We start from the raw sequence: 16,469 nt of genomic DNA, 5'->3' as shown, positions 1-16,469 counted from the left end.
TCTCCATCGCAACGCCGCCGCCTGTGACGGAGGCGTCACAGGCGGCGGGCGTTTCTTTACTGTTCCGGAGAGTCTACAGGTTCGCCCGCGTCGTCAGCACTTTGCGCGCCTTCATCCTCCATGATGACGCTCTGGTCGCCGGCTTCATCGGTGGTGATCGAACTGCTTTCATAGCTGCTGTCCATGTTGGCTTCGAGCTGATCCAGGTAGCCGTTCATGCCCAAGGTCACCACGATAGCCAGCATCACCGGAATGAACGCCAGCCACAGGGTCGCGAGGACTTTGACTGCGGTGGAGTTGCGCGGAGGTGGCGCGCCATATTGGTTGGCGCCTGTGTTGCCCGGCAGCACCAGCATCAGCAGCGGGAACACACTGTTGACCAGCGGCACCAGGTTGAGCAGGTAAAGCCAGCCGGACCAGCCCAGGTCGTGCAGGCGCTGCACACCGATCTGTACGCTGACCACGACCAGTGCGACAAACAGCGCAAAACCCAGCACACCACCGAGAATGATGGCTGCTGTGGGAGAGGCGGTCGCCACGGCGAAACTGGCGGTACTGATGATGCCGCCAGCCACCAGCATGGCGAGGGTTAGCACCAGCGTCCAGGCCAGGTAGCGCAGGCGCCCGATGCGGCCATTGATGGTGAACACCTTCAGGTCGGCGAATTCCGGCAGGTCATCACCGACGGCGGCGCGTGGTGGCGCATAGGGTGAAGCGGCAGGGCGGGAGAAATCTGCAGAGCCGGTTTCGTGGGCTTCAGCCAGACTGAAAGCAACGGGTTGCTCGGCCTCGATGCGGGCATCAACCCCTGCGTTCTTCAGGGCGGTGAGGTAAGTCTCGGCATCGGCACGCGACAGGTCGCGCTTGAGCGCAACCGGGCGGCCGGTAAAGAGCTTCTCGATCGCGGCCACGTCGCTCTTGAACAACTCGGCCAGATTCAGCTTGGCAGTGGTGCTTTCGACACCCGGGAGCAGGGCTCCGTCAAACACAATCTTGAAACGGTTGTCGCTCATGCGGGCATCCTTGTCAGTGGTAAGGGAAGGTGGGCCGGCCTGCTTTATCGGCGGCCCCGGCGAGTGTATCAGCGTGGCCAGCGTAACTGTGCGGCCTGCTCGCGCGCCGTGCGGTATTCGGCATCCAGGCGCGCAACGAGTTCATCGACGCCGGGCAGATCATTGATCTCGCCGACACCCTGGCCGGCGGACCATACGGTCTTCCAGGCCTTGGCCTCGTCGCTCAACGGCTTGAGCGTGGAGCCGCCTTTGCCTTGCAGGGCCGCGGGGTCGAAGCCGGCGTTTTCCAGGCTCTGGCGCATGAAGCTTGCGGGCACACCGGAAACAGCCGGAGTGTGCACGATGTCGGCGGCGTGTGATGTGAGCAGCATCTCTTTATAGGCATCCGGGGCTTGGCTTTCGGTGGTGCCGATAAAGCGTGTGCCGAAATACGCCACGTCTGCGCCCAGCATTTGCGCGGCGAGCATCTCGTGCCCATGGTTGAGGCAGCCGGTCAGCAGCAGGGTTTTGTCGAAGAACTGACGAATTTCGGCAATCAGCGCGAAAGGACTCCAGGTGCCGGCATGGCCTCCGGCGCCTGCAGCCACGGCGATCAAACCATCGACACCCGCTTCGGCGGCCTTTTCGGCATGGCGCCGGGTGGTGACATCGTGGAATACCAGGCCGCCGTAGCTGTGCACGGCGTCCACCAGCTCCTTTACCGCACCGAGGCTGGTGATGACGATGGGGACCTTGTGTTCGACGCAGATCGCGAGGTCGGCCTGCAGCCGTGGGTTGCTGTTGTGCACGATCAAGTTCACGGCGTACGGCGCGGGGTTATCCAACTGAGCCAGGCCTGCTTCTATTTCCTCCAGCCAGGCCTTGAAGCCGCTGCTTTCGCGCTGGTTGAGCGCCGGGAAGCTGCCCACCACCCCATTGCGACAACACGCCAGTACCAACTGCGGGTTGGAGATCAGGAACATCGGCGCTACCACCAGGGGCAGGTGCAGACGCTGTTCGAGCAAGGCGGGCAGTGACATTGGCGCAACTCCGAGTGATTGAAGTTAGAACGGTTTGACCACGACCAGAATTACGATGGCCAGCAACATCAGCACAGGCACTTCGTTGAACCAGCGATAAAACACGTGGCTGCGGGTATTTTCACCACGAGCGAAGCGCTTTACCTGCGCGCCGCACATATGGTGATAGCCGATCAGCAGCACTACCAGGGTCAGCTTGGCGTGGATCCAGCCGCCGGATTGAAAGATGCCCGGGTTGAGGACGATCAGCCAGATGCCAAAGACCAGAGAGGCGATCATCGCCGGCCCCATGATGCCGCGGTACAACTTGCGCTCCATGACGCTGAAGCGTTCCTTGCTGACGGTGTCCTCGCTTTGAGCGTGGTAGACGAACAGGCGCGGCAGGTAGAACAGCCCGGCAAACCAGCAGACGATGCTGATGATGTGGAAGGCTTTGATCCATAGATAGAGCATTTCTAGTTATTCCCAGGTTCACGGTAGGACGATAGTAGTGGCTGATGCGCCCATACGTCACGTTGACGGTTGTCGCAGGGCGATACGACCCCTATTATCGACGGCTTTCCAGTGGTTCGTTGAGGGCAGAGTTATGGTCAAGGTCGGTATCGTCGGCGGCACGGGTTACACCGGTGTCGAATTGCTGCGTCTGTTGGCTCAGCATCCGCAGGCTGAGGTGGTGGTCATCACCTCTCGATCCGAGGCCGGCCTGGCTGTGGCGGATATGTACCCTAACCTGCGCGGCCATTACGACGGCCTGGCGTTCAGCGTGCCGGACGTCAAGACCCTGGGCGCCTGTGACGTGGTGTTTTTTGCCACCCCTCACGGGGTTGCCCATGCGTTGGCCGGCGAACTGCTGGCTGCCGGTACCCGGGTTATCGACCTCTCCGCCGACTTCCGCCTGCAGGACGCCGATGAATGGGCCAAGTGGTACGGCCAGCCGCATGGCGCGCCGCAGTTGTTGGAGGAGGCGGTGTATGGCCTGCCGGAAGTCAATCGTGAGCAGATCAAGCAAGCCCGCTTGATTGCGGTGCCAGGTTGCTACCCGACCGCAACCCAGTTGGGCTTTCTGCCGTTGCTGGAAGCCGGGCTGGCCGATGCTTCGCGCCTGATCGCAGACTGCAAGTCGGGAGTGAGCGGCGCCGGTCGTGGTGCGGCGGTAGGTTCGCTGTACTCCGAGACCGCAGAAAGCATGAAGGCTTATGCCGTTAAAGGGCATCGTCATTTGCCGGAAATCCGCCAGGGCCTGTGCCGGGCAGCGGGCAAGGACGTGGGCCTGACCTTTGTGCCGCACCTTGCGCCGATGATTCGCGGTATTCATTCGACGCTGTACGCGACCGTGGTCGATCGCTCGGTCGATCTGCAGGCGCTGTTTGAAAAGCGCTATGCCAATGAGCCGTTCGTCGATGTCATGCCGGCTGGCAGTCATCCGGAAACCCGCAGTGTGCGCGGTGCCAATGTGTGCCGAATTGCGGTACACCGTCCGCAGGATGGCGACCTGGTGGTGGTGCTGTCGGTGATCGACAATCTGGTCAAGGGCGCGTCGGGCCAGGCGGTGCAGAACATGAACATCCTGTTTGGTCTGGATGAGAAGCTGGGTCTTTCCCACGCGGGAATGTTGCCTTAGGACTTTGCTGTAGAAACGCAAAGGCTCGTTAATCGGGCCTTTTGTGTCTTTATGGGGGTGTGGCCGATTGATATACCGTAACAATAGTTGACCGCTTTTCTAGGAGAAGCGGATAATGCCGGTCATTACGCATATGACGGCACTACGCCGGGAGATTATCAGCATGAGCGTTGAGTCCTTCACCCCCACGGCTTTGCAATTCACCCACGGTGCTGCGCACAAGGTGAAGAGCCTGGTCGATGAAGAGGGTAATGATCGCTTGAAGCTGCGCGTATTTGTTACGGGCGGCGGTTGTTCAGGGTTTCAGTATGGTTTTACCTTCGATGAGGATGTGGCCGACGATGACACCATCGTCGAGCGCGAGGGCGTGAGCCTGGTCGTGGACCCGATGAGTTTCCAGTACCTGGCAGGTGCCGAGGTGGATTATCAGGAAGGTCTGGAAGGTTCGCGTTTCGTGATCAAGAACCCTAACGCGACCACGACCTGTGGTTGTGGGTCTTCGTTTTCGATCTGATCCATAACCGAGACTGCATCGCGTACAAAAAACGCCGCTTGGCTTTGATCGGCCAAGCGGCGTTTTGCTGTCTGCCGATTTTGCGGGGCAGTCAGGCAGGGTAGATTGCGCCCAATACTCGCAACCCACGGGCGCCGGTGACGCTCGGGCGATTGGCGGCGATGCCCTCCAGACAGCAGTGGGCCAGCCAGGCGAACGCCATGGCCTCCACCCAGTCCGGGTCGACGCCATAGACGGCTGTGCTGCTGACTTGGGTGGCAGGAAGCAGGACGGCCAGGCGCTTCATCAGCGTTGCGTTATGGGCGCCGCCTCCGCAGATCAGCAGGGTTTCGGTCTGATGTTGAGCTGCCTGCAGGGACTCGACAATGGTCAGAGCGGTCAGCTCCAGCAAAGTCGCTTGCACATCCTCGGGCTGGAAGGCGGGCAGCCGTGCGAGGTGTTGTTGCAACCATGACAGGTTGAATACTTCTCGACCGGTACTTTTCGGGCCTTGGGTCAGGAAGAACGGATCGCTGAGCAGTGCGCTGAGTAGCGCTGGCTCTACCTTGCCACTGGCTGCCCATTGGCCGTCACGGTCAAAGTGCTTGCCTTGTTGCTGGTGAATCCACGCATCAAGCAGCACATTGCCTGGGCCGCAGTCGAAACCGGCTACAGGTTTGCCCGTCTCGATCAGGCTGAGGTTGCTGAAGCCTCCCACATTCAACACCGCACGGTTGCCGGCGCGCTCGCCAAACAGCGCTTCGTGGAACGCGGGAACGAGGGGCGCGCCCTGGCCACCGGCCGCCACGTCACGGCTGCGGAAGTCGCTGACCACGGTGATGCCGGTGAGCTCGGTGAGCAGCGCCGGGTTGCCTATCTGCACGGTGAAGCCACGGGCGGGTTCGTGACGAATGGTCTGGCCGTGGCTGCCAATCGCGCGAATATCCTGAGGCTTGAGGTTTTGCTGGCCCAGCAATGCGTGGATGCCTTGAGCGGCAAGTTCCACCCAGTGCTGTTGGGCGATGGCCGAGCGGGCAATTTCGTCCGGGCCACTGGCGCACAGGCTGAGCAGCTCGGCGCGCAGGGTGTCCGGCATTTGGATGTAGTGGGTGGCGATCAGGTTGATCGCCGAGTCCTGTTCGATCAGCGCGATATCCAGGCCATCGAGGCTGGTCCCGGACATCACACCTATATAGCGCGGCATACCTTAACGCTTCGCCGAGGCGAGCAAGGTGGTGCGTTCCTGATCCATGCGCGCCATCAGTGGCTGGCTCTGCTGCATGAAGCGCGCGCGCTCGGCCTTGGCGATCGGGTCGGCCATCGGCAGCTTCTGGCCCAATGGATCGACGTGCACGCCGTTGACCTGGAATTCATAGTGCAAGTGCGGGCCGGTGGACAGGCCGGTAGTACCGATGTAGCCAATCACTTGGCCCTGTTTGACCGAACCGCCGGTCTTGACGCCTTTGGCGAAGCCTTGCATGTGGCCGTACAGGGTGCGGTAAGTGTTGCCGTGCTGGATGATCACGGTGTTGCCGTAGCCGCCACGACGTCCGGCCAGCAAGACCTTGCCGTCACCTGCCGCTTTGATGGGCGTGCCGCGGGGGGCTGCGTAGTCGACACCTTTGTGCGCGCGAATCTTGTTCAGGATTGGATGCTTGCGGCCCATGGAGAAGCGCGAGCTGATACGAGCGAAGTCCACCGGGGTGCGGATGAACGCCTTGCGCATGCTGTTGCCATCGGCGGTGTAGTAGCTGCTGATGCCCTGTTTGTTGGTGTAGCGCACGGCGGTGTAGGTTTTACCGCGGTTGGTAAAGCGTGCGGAGAGAATATTGCCGGTGCCCACCACTTTGCCATTGGCGACTTTCTGCTCGTAGATCACGTCGAATTCGTCACCCTGGCGGATGTCCTGAGCGAAGTCGATGTCGTAGCCGAACACGCTGGCCATGTCCATCGTCATGCTGTGGGACAGTCCCGCGCGTGCCGCAGACTGCGATAGAGAGCTGTTGATCACGCCGTGCACGTAGGCAGAGCGCATCACCGGTTTGGTGGTGACGCGATTGAATGCAAAACCTTTGGCGCCTTTGCTCAGGCTGATGCTTTCCAGGTCGCTGAGAGCGGTATGCAGGTTGTTCAGCTGGCCGTCTGGGGTCAGTTCGAACTCAAGCTTCTGACCGCGCTTGAGTTGGGTGAATTGTTTGGCTTGCTTGTCGGTCGCCAATACTTCGCCAACAGTGGTGGAGGGAAGGCCGACCTTTTCGAACAGAGTGGAAAGCGTGTCGCCTTTGGCCACGATGACTTCGCGGTGTTGCGGGTTCCTGAGGCTGTCTGCTGCGGGCTTTGCCTCGGCTTGCCGGGTATCTTCGGGCGTGTTTTCTATCTGGGCAAATGGCGATTCTGTCGAAGCGTTTGTGGCTTGTTGTGCGTCAGAAGCGTCTTGATCTTGTGTCAGTTGATCAGCGGGACTTTCCAGCTCAAGGCTCAGGGAGGTTCGTTTGGCTTCTACGTCACTGGAAGGGAATACCAGGAGTGCCAGGCTAAGAAGGGCGGCGATACCACTTGCAGCGAGCAGGTGGGTCTTCGGGTAAAGCGGCGGCGCTTTAGACGGTTCAGTGGTCATAGGTAATTTTGACTTTGAAGATGAAATGGAAAAGATGAATGACATGATGAAGATGAAATAACTGTATAAAATATAACCAAATCATCTGTGGCGCAAGCTCGCGAACGCTGGGCTTGCTGAACGGTGTCCGTGCGCAGGGCAAAACTTGTAATTAGTCCCTGATCTTGTATGGTTGGTTCCCTTTTGAATCTGAGCCTTGCGGGTCTGTTATGAAGTCGGTTGAAGAGCAGCTAGCGCTGATAAAACGTGGTGCGGAAGAACTGTTGGTCGAGGCCGAGCTGATCGAAAAGCTCAAGCGTGGCCAGCCCCTGCGTATCAAGGCTGGCTTTGATCCCACGGCGCCGGATCTGCACCTGGGTCATACCGTGCTTATTAATAAGCTGCGTCAGTTTCAGGAGCTGGGGCATCAGGTCATCTTCCTTATAGGTGACTTCACCGGGATGATTGGTGATCCGAGTGGCAAGAGTGCCACGCGTCCTCCGCTGACTCGCGAGCAGGTGCTCGATAATGCCGAGACCTACAAGACTCAGGTGTTCAAGATTCTTGATCCGGCCAGGACGGAAGTTGCGTTCAACTCTACCTGGATGGATCAGATGGGCCCGGCGGACTTCATTCGCCTGACGTCCCAGTACACAGTGGCGCGCATGCTTGAGCGTGATGATTTCGACAAGCGTTATTCCACCAATCAGCCTATTGCCATTCATGAGTTCCTTTACCCGTTGGTTCAAGGGTATGACTCGGTAGCGTTGCGCGCGGATGTTGAGCTGGGGGGTACCGATCAGAAGTTCAACCTGCTGATGGGGCGCGAGTTGCAGCGCGCGTATGGGCAGGAGGCTCAGTGCATTCTGACCATGCCGTTGCTGGAGGGGTTGGATGGTGTCAAGAAGATGTCCAAGTCCTTGGGTAACTATGTGGGTATTCAGGAAGCCCCAGGGGTGATGTATGGCAAGCTGGTGTCGATCCCGGATGCGCTTATGTGGCGCTATTTTGAGCTGTTGAGCTTCCGTTCCATGGATGAGATCAATGAGCTGCGGGCTGAGGTCGAAGCGGGTGCCAATCCACGAGATGTGAAGATCAAGCTGGCTGAGGAAATCGTTGCTCGCTTCCATGGTGAAGAGGCTGCGGCCAATGCTCATCGTGCGGCGGGTAACCGCATGAAGGATGGCGAGTTGCCGGATGACCTGCCGGAGATCGAGCTGACTGCTGCAGAGGCGATGCCTATAGCGGCTGTCCTTAATAAGGCGGGGCTGGTGAAGAACTCTGCGGTTGCACGTGACCTGCTGGGGTCCGGTGGTGTGCGCATAGATGGTGAGGTTGTTGATCGCACCTTTATATACGAGCTGGGCGCTACCCACGTTTGCCAGGCCGGGAAGAAGGCATTTGCGCGTATTACGCTCAAATCCGAATAAACCTGAAATTAGGTGTTGACGGCGAATTATATGTGTCTATAATTCGCCCCACTTCCGGCGCAGTCGAAACGGAAAACTCCTTGGTAAACAAGTAGTTATGTAGGATTCGACAGCGAATTGCTTCAGTTCATCGAAGCCCAGAAAGAGTTGATAGTGCGGTGTTGTTTGGCGCTATTAACGTTTCGATCTTCTCGGTCGAAAGCGCAGAAAAAGAGGTGTTGACAGCAGCGTGTAACGCTGTAGAATTCGCCTCCCGCTGACGAGAGATCGGAAGCGCAAGTGGTTGAAGTTGTTGAAGAATTCTTCGAAAGCTTCTGAAAATAATCACTTGACAGCAAATGAGGCTGCTGTAGAATGCGCGCCTCGGTTGAGACGAAAGATCTTAACCAACCGCTCTTTAACAACTGAATCAAGCAATTCGTGTGGGTGCTTGTGGAGTCAGACTGATAGTCAACAAGATTATCAGCATCACAAGTTACTCCGCGAGAAATCAAAGAATAACCAACGATTGCTGAGCCAAGTTTAGGGTTTCTTAAAAACCCAAAGATGTTTGAACTGAAGAGTTTGATCATGGCTCAGATTGAACGCTGGCGGCAGGCCTAACACATGCAAGTCGAGCGGTAGAGAGAAGCTTGCTTCTCTTGAGAGCGGCGGACGGGTGAGTAATGCCTAGGAATCTGCCTGGTAGTGGGGGATAACGTTCGGAAACGGACGCTAATACCGCATACGTCCTACGGGAGAAAGCAGGGGACCTTCGGGCCTTGCGCTATCAGATGAGCCTAGGTCGGATTAGCTAGTTGGTGGGGTAATGGCTCACCAAGGCGACGATCCGTAACTGGTCTGAGAGGATGATCAGTCACACTGGAACTGAGACACGGTCCAGACTCCTACGGGAGGCAGCAGTGGGGAATATTGGACAATGGGCGAAAGCCTGATCCAGCCATGCCGCGTGTGTGAAGAAGGTCTTCGGATTGTAAAGCACTTTAAGTTGGGAGGAAGGGCAGTTACCTAATACGTGATTGTTTTGACGTTACCGACAGAATAAGCACCGGCTAACTCTGTGCCAGCAGCCGCGGTAATACAGAGGGTGCAAGCGTTAATCGGAATTACTGGGCGTAAAGCGCGCGTAGGTGGTTTGTTAAGTTGGATGTGAAATCCCCGGGCTCAACCTGGGAACTGCATTCAAAACTGACTGACTAGAGTATGGTAGAGGGTGGTGGAATTTCCTGTGTAGCGGTGAAATGCGTAGATATAGGAAGGAACACCAGTGGCGAAGGCGACCACCTGGACTAATACTGACACTGAGGTGCGAAAGCGTGGGGAGCAAACAGGATTAGATACCCTGGTAGTCCACGCCGTAAACGATGTCAACTAGCCGTTGGAAGCCTTGAGCTTTTAGTGGCGCAGCTAACGCATTAAGTTGACCGCCTGGGGAGTACGGCCGCAAGGTTAAAACTCAAATGAATTGACGGGGGCCCGCACAAGCGGTGGAGCATGTGGTTTAATTCGAAGCAACGCGAAGAACCTTACCAGGCCTTGACATCCAATGAACTTTCTAGAGATAGATTGGTGCCTTCGGGAACATTGAGACAGGTGCTGCATGGCTGTCGTCAGCTCGTGTCGTGAGATGTTGGGTTAAGTCCCGTAACGAGCGCAACCCTTGTCCTTAGTTACCAGCACGTAATGGTGGGCACTCTAAGGAGACTGCCGGTGACAAACCGGAGGAAGGTGGGGATGACGTCAAGTCATCATGGCCCTTACGGCCTGGGCTACACACGTGCTACAATGGTCGGTACAGAGGGTTGCCAAGCCGCGAGGTGGAGCTAATCCCACAAAACCGATCGTAGTCCGGATCGCAGTCTGCAACTCGACTGCGTGAAGTCGGAATCGCTAGTAATCGCGAATCAGAATGTCGCGGTGAATACGTTCCCGGGCCTTGTACACACCGCCCGTCACACCATGGGAGTGGGTTGCACCAGAAGTAGCTAGTCTAACCTTCGGGAGGACGGTTACCACGGTGTGATTCATGACTGGGGTGAAGTCGTAACAAGGTAGCCGTAGGGGAACCTGCGGCTGGATCACCTCCTTAATCGACGACATCAGCTGCTCCATAAGTTCCCACACGAATTGCTTGATTCATTGAAGAAGACGATAAGAAGCAGCCTAAATAGGGTTGTAGCTTAGTTGGTTGGAGCGCACCCCATGCTCTGTGGTAAAGAGCAGGGTGAGGTCGGCCTTAGCAGCTCGAAATTGGGTCTGTAGCTCAGTTGGTTAGAGCGCACCCCTGATAAGGGTGAGGTCGGCAGTTCGAGTCTGCCCAGACCCACCAATTTTGTGTGGGAAACGCCTGTAGAAATACGGGGCCATAGCTCAGCTGGGAGAGCGCCTGCCTTGCACGCAGGAGGTCAACGGTTCGATCCCGTTTGGCTCCACCACTACTGCTTCTGTTGTATGAAAGCTTAGAAATGAGCATTCCATTGTGATGATGGTGAATGTTGATTTCTAGTCTTTGATTAGATCGTTCTTTAAAAATTTGGGTATGTGATAGAAAGATAGACTGAACGTTACTTTCACTGGTAACGGATCAGGCTAAGGTAAAATTTGTGAGTTCTCTTAACTGAGAAATTCGAATTTTCGGCGAATGTTGTCTTCACAGTATAACCAGATTGCTTGGGGTTATATGGTCAAGTGAAGAAGCGCATACGGTGGATGCCTTGGCAGTCAGAGGCGATGAAAGACGTGGTAGCCTGCGAAAAGCTTCGGGGAGTCGGCAAACAGACTTTGATCCGGAGATGTCTGAATGGGGGAACCCAGCCATCATAAGATGGTTATCTTACGCTGAATACATAGGCGTAAGAGGCGAACCAGGGGAACTGAAACATCTAAGTACCCTGAGGAAAAGAAATCAACCGAGATTCCCTTAGTAGTGGCGAGCGAACGGGGACTAGCCCTTAAGTGGCTTTGAGATTAGCGGAACGCTCTGGAAAGTGCGGCCATAGTGGGTGATAGCCCTGTACGCGAAAATCTCTTAGTCATGAAATCGAGTAGGACGGAGCACGAGAAACTTTGTCTGAATATGGGGGGACCATCCTCCAAGGCTAAATACTACTGACTGACCGATAGTGAACTAGTACCGTGAGGGAAAGGCGAAAAGAACCCCGGAGAGGGGAGTGAAATAGATCCTGAAACCGTATGCGTACAAGCAGTGGGAGCCCACTTTGTTGGGTGACTGCGTACCTTTTGTATAATGGGTCAGCGACTTATTTTCAGTGGCGAGCTTAACCGAATAGGGGAGGCGTAGCGAAAGCGAGTCTTAATAGGGCGTCTAGTCGCTGGGAATAGACCCGAAACCGGGCGATCTATCCATGGGCAGGTTGAAGGTTGGGTAACACTAACTGGAGGACCGAACCGACTACCGTTGAAAAGTTAGCGGATGACCTGTGGATCGGAGTGAAAGGCTAATCAAGCTCGGAGATAGCTGGTTCTCCTCGAAAGCTATTTAGGTAGCGCCTCATGTATCACTGTAGGGGGTAGAGCACTGTTTCGGCTAGGGGGTCATCCCGACTTACCAAACCGATGCAAACTCCGAATACCTACAAGTGCCGAGCATGGGAGACACACGGCGGGTGCTAACGTCCGTCGTGAAAAGGGAAACAACCCAGACCGTCAGCTAAGGTCCCAAAGTTATGGTTAAGTGGGAAACGATGTGGGAAGGCTTAGACAGCTAGGAGGTTGGCTTAGAAGCAGCCACCCTTTAAAGAAAGCGTAATAGCTCACTAGTCGAGTCGGCCTGCGCGGAAGATGTAACGGGGCTCAAACCATACACCGAAGCTACGGGTATCACGTAAGTGATGCGGTAGAGGAGCGTTCTGTAAGCCTGTGAAGGTGAGTTGAGAAGCTTGCTGGAGGTATCAGAAGTGCGAATGCTGACATGAGTAACGACAATGGGTGTGAAAAACACCCACGCCGAAAGACCAAGGTTTCCTGCGCAACGTTAATCGACGCAGGGTTAGTCGGTCCCTAAGGCGAGGCTGAAAAGCGTAGTCGATGGAAAACAGGTTAATATTCCTGTACTTCTGGTTATTGCGATGGAGGGACGGAGAAGGCTAGGCCAGCTTGGCGTTGGTTGTCCAAGTTTAAGGTGGTAGGCTGAGATCTTAGGTAAATCCGGGATCTTAAGGCCGAGAGCTGATGACGAGTGTTCTTTTAGAACACGAAGTGGTTGATGCCATGCTTCCAAGAAAAGCTTCTAAGCTTCAGGTAACCAGGAACCGTACCCCAAACCGACACAGGTGGTTGGGTAGAGAATACCAAGGCGCTTGAGAGAACTCGGGTGAAGGAACTAGGCAAAATGGCACCGTAACTTCGGGAGAAGGTGCGCCGGTGAGGGTGAAGGACTTGCTCCGTAAGCTCATGCCGGTCGAAGATACCAGGCCGCTGCGACTGTTTATTAAAAACACAGCACTCTGCAAACACGAAAGTGGACGTATAGGGTGTGACGCCTGCCCGGTGCCGGAAGGTTAATTGATGGGGTTAGCTAACGCGAAGCTCTTGATCGAAGCCCCGGTAAACGGCGGCCGTAACTATAACGGTCCTAAGGTAGCGAAATTCCTTGTCGGGTAAGTTCCGACCTGCACGAATGGCGTAACGATGGCGGCGCTGTCTCCACCCGAGACTCAGTGAAATTGAAATCGCTGTGAAGATGCAGTGTATCCGCGGCTAGACGGAAAGACCCCGTGAACCTTTACTATAGCTTTGCACTGGACTTTGAATTTGCTTGTGTAGGATAGGTGGGAGGCTTTGAAGCGTGGACGCCAGTCTGCGTGGAGCCAACCTTGAAATACCACCCTGGCAACTTTGAGGTTCTAACTCAGGTCCGTTATCCGGATCGAGGACAGTGTATGGTGGGTAGTTTGACTGGGGCGGTCTCCTCCTAAAGAGTAACGGAGGAGTACGAAGGTGCGCTCAGACCGGTCGGAAATCGGTCGTAGAGTATAAAGGCAAAAGCGCGCTTGACTGCGAGACAGACACGTCGAGCAGGTACGAAAGTAGGTCTTAGTGATCCGGTGGTTCTGTATGGAAGGGCCATCGCTCAACGGATAAAAGGTACTCCGGGGATAACAGGCTGATACCGCCCAAGAGTTCATATCGACGGCGGTGTTTGGCACCTCGATGTCGGCTCATCACATCCTGGGGCTGAAGCCGGTCCCAAGGGTATGGCTGTTCGCCATTTAAAGTGGTACGCGAGCTGGGTTTAGAACGTCGTGAGACAGTTCGGTCCCTATCTGCCGTGGACGTTTGAGATTTGAGAGGGGCTGCTCCTAGTACGAGAGGACCGGAGTGGACGAACCTCTGGTGTTCCGGTTGTCACGCCAGTGGCATTGCCGGGTAGCTATGTTCGGAATAGATAACCGCTGAAAGCATCTAAGCGGGAAACTAGCCTCAAGATGAGATCTCACTGGAACCTTGAGTTCCCTGAAGGGCCGTCGAAGACTACGACGTTGATAGGTTGGGTGTGTAAGCGCTGTGAGGCGTTGAGCTAACCAATACTAATTGCCCGTGAGGCTTGACCATATAACACCCAAGCAATTTGACTACTCCTGACTTGGAAACAAGTAGAAGCATCAGATTGCGGTGTGTGAAGACGAGAATGAACCGAAAGTTCGACGCTCACAAAACACCGAAAGCTGTCACATACCCAATTTGCTGAAGCGAGGCCATCTGGTCACGACTCAGTACCCGAATTTCTTGACGACCATAGAGCATTGGAACCACCTGATCCCATCCCGAACTCAGCAGTGAAACGATGCATCGCCGATGGTAGTGTGGGGTTTCCCCATGTGAGAGTAGGTCATCGTCAAGATTAAATTCCAGAACCCCATTTGCGAAAGCAGATGGGGTTTTGTTTTGGGCGATTGGAAAATCTAATGATGCGTCTGCTGTCATTCTCAGTGTAACCGTCCGGCCAGCACCCTCTCCTGACAGCCCTCCAAATTAGCCAAAATAGTGGACACCATTTTTTAGTGGACACTATCTTGGATAACGTTGCCCCCGCTCGTCGAACCGGTCGCCGCCCCAACTTCTCGCTGGCGTTCAAACGCCAAGTCGTCGAGGCGACCCTCCAGCCTGGCGCCTCCGTGTCGTTGATCGCTCGTGAACATGACGTCAATGCCAACCTAGTGTTTCGCTGGCGGCATCAATATCAGGAGGGGTTATTCGGCACCGTCAGCCAGAGCGCAACGCTTTTGCCCGTCCAGGTGATTGAGGCGCCAATCGATCTGCCACACGTCGTCCAGCCACAGGCGGAGTGTCATTCCGAGATCGCAGTTGAGGTTGGAAAAGCCAGGCTGCGTATCACGGGCGCACCCGATCCGCAGACGCTGCAATTCGTCTTGCAGCAGTTGCTGCGATGATTGCTCCGCCCGCTGGAACCCGTATCTGGATCGCCGCCGGCGTCACGGATATGCGCCGTGGCTTCGATGGTTTAGCGGCACAGGTGCAGACACAGTTGGAAGCCGACCCGTTTTCCGGTCAGATCTTTGCCTTTCGCGGACGGCGCGGTGACCGGATCAAGCTGTTGTGGTGGGATGGCGACGGCTTGTGTCTGTTTTGCAAACGGTTGGAACAAGGGCGCTTCGTCTGGCCGCAAGCAACCAGCGGCAGCGTGTCGCTGACGGCTGCGCAGTTATCGATGCTGTTGGAAGGTATTGATTGGCGCAGGCCAATTCGTACAGCACCCGTCCTCGCGGTCTGACTTGCCGCGCTGAAAAAATCCCCAGTAACATGCGGTCATGACTCTCGTGACCGACTCCCTGCCGAACGATATTCAAGCCTTGAAGACTCTGGTCTCTGCCCAGCGGGCAGAGATTGAGCGCTTGAGAATGATGATCGCCAAGCTGCGTCGTACGCAGTTCGGTCGCAGCTCCGAGCAACTGGACGCGATGATCGATCAACTTCAGTTGAGCCTTGAAGAGCTGCAAGTCAGCCAAGCCGAAATGACACCGCCAGTCGAACCGGCACCTCGCGCAGTTTCGCGCCGCAAACCATTGCCCGAACACCTGCCTCGCGAAACTCACGTGCATCAGCCTGAGTCGCAATGCACGGGCTGCGGTGGGAAGCTTCGCTATTTGGGTGAGGATGTTTCCGAAGTGCTGGAGTACGTTCCGGCACGTTTCAAAGTCATTCGCCATGTCCGTCCGAAGATGGTTTGCAGTTGCTGCGAGCACATCGCCCAGGTGCCGGCGCCGAGTCGTCCAATAGCCCGAGGCCTTGCAGGCCCGGGGTTGTTGGCCCATGTGCTGGTCTCCAAGTTTGTCGATCATCTGCCGCTGTACCGGCAGTCCGAGATCTACGCCCGTGAGGGCGTGGAGCTGGAGCGCTCAACCCTGGCCGACTGGTTGGGCCAGAGCAGCCAATTGCTCAGGCCACTGGTCAACGCGCTTGAGCACCACGTCATGAGCGGTCACAAAGTCCATGCCGACGACACGCCGATTGGCGTGCTCGCGCCGGGCAACGGCAAGATCAAAACGGCTCGCCTGTGGACATACGTGCGCGACGACCGACCTGCGGGTGACTCGACACCGGCGGCGGTCTGGTTTGCCTATTCGCCGGATCGCAAGGGGCAACATCCGCGCGCTCATCTCAAGAGTTTCAGCGGGATCTTGCAGGCTGACGGCTACGCCGGTTTTGCTCAACTGTATGCGACAGGCACTATTGAGGAAGCCGCCTGCTGGGCTCATGCCCGACGCAAGTTTTACGATGTCTACAAAGACCAGGCTTCACCCCTTGCCGCCGAGGCGCTGCAACGGATTGCGGCCCTGTATGCCATCGAGAGCGAAATTCGAGGGCAACCGCCCGACCAACGCAAAGCGATTCGGCAAAGCCGGGCCAGTCCGCTGCTGGTACACCTGCACGCATGGCTTAATCAGACGCTGACTCAACTGTCGAAAAAGTCGGCATTGGGCGGTGCAATCCTCTATGCCCTCAACCGGTGGCAGGCCTTAATGCGCTACTGCGATGACGGCCGAATCGAAATCGACAACAACGCTGCCGAACGGGCGCTACGCGCCGTCGCGCTGGGCCGCAAAAACTACCTGTTTGCCGGTTCCGATGCCGGCGGAGAACGAGCCGCAGCGATTTACAGCCTGGTGGGTACTGCCAAGCTAAACGGGTTAAACCCACAGGGCTATCTGACCTACGTGCTTGAACACATTGCCGAACACCCGATCAATCGGGTGAGCGAGTTGCTGCCCTGGAATATATCCTTGAACCACACTGAACACTGTGAGGCCGCCTGA

At 56.4% G+C, this 16,469-nt stretch carries 11 protein-coding genes, 2 tRNA genes and 3 rRNA genes; 11 read left to right on the top strand and 5 right to left on the bottom strand.

The window, feature by feature from the left end; all coding sequences use genetic code 11:
* Positions 1–56: 56 nt before the first annotated feature.
* The 3 genes from VRB54_RS21560 to hemJ form a co-directional block, all read right to left on the bottom strand.
* Positions 57–1,013 carry a DUF805 domain-containing protein gene (locus tag VRB54_RS21560; RefSeq protein WP_338478671.1) on the bottom strand — a complete coding sequence of 319 codons (957 nt, stop codon included), beginning with the start codon at positions 1,011–1,013 and terminating at the stop codon, positions 57–59.
* Positions 1,014–1,081: 68 nt separating this feature from the next.
* The gene (locus tag VRB54_RS21555; RefSeq protein ID WP_338478670.1) at positions 1,082–2,032 is read right to left on the bottom strand and encodes a nitronate monooxygenase family protein; all 951 of its coding nucleotides are present in this window, start codon (positions 2,030–2,032) and stop codon (positions 1,082–1,084) included.
* Positions 2,033–2,056: 24 nt separating this feature from the next.
* The gene (gene hemJ, locus VRB54_RS21550) at positions 2,057–2,485 is read right to left on the bottom strand and encodes a protoporphyrinogen oxidase HemJ (RefSeq protein WP_003232547.1); all 429 of its coding nucleotides are present in this window, start codon (positions 2,483–2,485) and stop codon (positions 2,057–2,059) included.
* 133 nt (positions 2,486–2,618) lie between these two features.
* Here hemJ and argC point away from each other — a divergent pair, with 133 nt between their 5' ends.
* Complete coding sequence (gene argC / locus VRB54_RS21545; RefSeq protein ID WP_209985429.1) at positions 2,619–3,653, top strand: N-acetyl-gamma-glutamyl-phosphate reductase; 1,035 nt, start codon at positions 2,619–2,621, stop codon at positions 3,651–3,653.
* Positions 3,654–3,816: 163 nt separating this feature from the next.
* Complete coding sequence (gene erpA, locus VRB54_RS21540; protein WP_003176443.1) at positions 3,817–4,167, top strand: iron-sulfur cluster insertion protein ErpA; 351 nt, start codon at positions 3,817–3,819, stop codon at positions 4,165–4,167.
* A gap of 91 nt (positions 4,168–4,258) precedes the next feature.
* Here erpA and VRB54_RS21535 read toward each other — a convergent pair whose 3' ends face one another.
* Together VRB54_RS21535 and VRB54_RS21530 are read right to left on the bottom strand one after the other, a co-directional pair.
* A complete protein-coding gene (locus VRB54_RS21535) occupies positions 4,259–5,350 on the bottom strand; it encodes an anhydro-N-acetylmuramic acid kinase (protein ID WP_338478669.1) in 1,092 nt (363 codons plus the stop codon).
* A 3-nt stretch (positions 5,351–5,353) separates the two neighbouring features.
* Positions 5,354–6,763 (bottom strand): peptidoglycan DD-metalloendopeptidase family protein, encoded by a 1,410-nt coding sequence (locus VRB54_RS21530; RefSeq protein WP_338478668.1) that lies wholly within the window; start codon positions 6,761–6,763, stop codon positions 5,354–5,356.
* A gap of 209 nt (positions 6,764–6,972) precedes the next feature.
* Here VRB54_RS21530 and tyrS point away from each other — a divergent pair, with 209 nt between their 5' ends.
* The 9 genes from tyrS to tnpC all read left to right on the top strand — a co-directional run bounded on the left by tyrS (position 6,973) and on the right by tnpC (position 16,469).
* Complete coding sequence (tyrS, locus tag VRB54_RS21525; RefSeq protein ID WP_338478667.1) at positions 6,973–8,172, top strand: tyrosine--tRNA ligase; 1,200 nt, start codon at positions 6,973–6,975, stop codon at positions 8,170–8,172.
* Between the two features lie 552 nt (positions 8,173–8,724).
* A 16S ribosomal RNA gene (locus VRB54_RS21520) occupies positions 8,725–10,261 on the top strand.
* A gap of 163 nt (positions 10,262–10,424) precedes the next feature.
* A tRNA-Ile gene (locus VRB54_RS21515) sits at positions 10,425–10,501 on the top strand.
* A 30-nt stretch (positions 10,502–10,531) separates the two neighbouring features.
* Positions 10,532–10,607, top strand: a tRNA-Ala gene (locus VRB54_RS21510).
* Between the two features lie 247 nt (positions 10,608–10,854).
* Positions 10,855–13,746, top strand: a 23S ribosomal RNA gene (locus tag VRB54_RS21505).
* A gap of 173 nt (positions 13,747–13,919) precedes the next feature.
* A 5S ribosomal RNA gene (rrf, locus tag VRB54_RS21500) occupies positions 13,920–14,035 on the top strand.
* The 16S, 23S and 5S rRNA genes sit together here with 2 tRNA genes alongside, the layout of an rRNA operon.
* 172 nt (positions 14,036–14,207) lie before the next feature.
* Entirely contained in the window at positions 14,208–14,585 is a 378-nt protein-coding gene (tnpA, locus tag VRB54_RS21495) for an IS66-like element accessory protein TnpA (protein WP_338478666.1), read from the top strand.
* Positions 14,582–14,926 carry an IS66 family insertion sequence element accessory protein TnpB gene (tnpB, locus tag VRB54_RS21490; RefSeq protein ID WP_078824259.1) on the top strand — a complete coding sequence of 115 codons (345 nt, stop codon included), beginning with the start codon at positions 14,582–14,584 and terminating at the stop codon, positions 14,924–14,926. The genes tnpA and tnpB overlap by 4 nt, the downstream gene beginning before the upstream one ends.
* 37 nt (positions 14,927–14,963) lie before the next feature.
* On the top strand, positions 14,964–16,469 hold the full coding sequence (gene tnpC / locus VRB54_RS21485; protein ID WP_338478665.1) for an IS66 family transposase: 1,506 nt from the start codon (positions 14,964–14,966) through the stop codon (positions 16,467–16,469).

This window comes from Pseudomonas trivialis, assembly GCF_036864995.1.
GTDB classification, from domain to species: domain Bacteria; phylum Pseudomonadota; class Gammaproteobacteria; order Pseudomonadales; family Pseudomonadaceae; genus Aquipseudomonas; species Aquipseudomonas trivialis.
This window is presented reverse-complemented; position numbering and strand designations above follow the sequence as displayed.

Bases quoted from the DNA above. Each gene is read 5' to 3' on its own strand.
- VRB54_RS21560 (WP_338478671.1), bottom strand. From the start codon at position 1,013: ATGAGCGACAACCGTTTCAAGATTGTGTTTGACGGAGCCCTGCTCCCG.
- tnpC (WP_338478665.1), top strand. From the start codon at position 14,964: ATGACTCTCGTGACCGACTCCCTGCCGAACGATATTCAAGCCTTGAAG.
- erpA (WP_003176443.1), top strand. From the start codon at position 3,817: ATGAGCGTTGAGTCCTTCACCCCCACGGCTTTGCAATTCACCCACGGT.
- VRB54_RS21535 (WP_338478669.1), bottom strand. From the start codon at position 5,350: ATGCCGCGCTATATAGGTGTGATGTCCGGGACCAGCCTCGATGGCCTG.
- tyrS (WP_338478667.1), top strand. From the start codon at position 6,973: ATGAAGTCGGTTGAAGAGCAGCTAGCGCTGATAAAACGTGGTGCGGAA.
- tnpB (WP_078824259.1), top strand. From the start codon at position 14,582: ATGATTGCTCCGCCCGCTGGAACCCGTATCTGGATCGCCGCCGGCGTC.
- argC (WP_209985429.1), top strand. From the start codon at position 2,619: ATGGTCAAGGTCGGTATCGTCGGCGGCACGGGTTACACCGGTGTCGAA.
- VRB54_RS21530 (WP_338478668.1), bottom strand. From the start codon at position 6,763: ATGACCACTGAACCGTCTAAAGCGCCGCCGCTTTACCCGAAGACCCAC.
- VRB54_RS21555 (WP_338478670.1), bottom strand. From the start codon at position 2,032: ATGTCACTGCCCGCCTTGCTCGAACAGCGTCTGCACCTGCCCCTGGTG.
- hemJ (WP_003232547.1), bottom strand. From the start codon at position 2,485: ATGCTCTATCTATGGATCAAAGCCTTCCACATCATCAGCATCGTCTGC.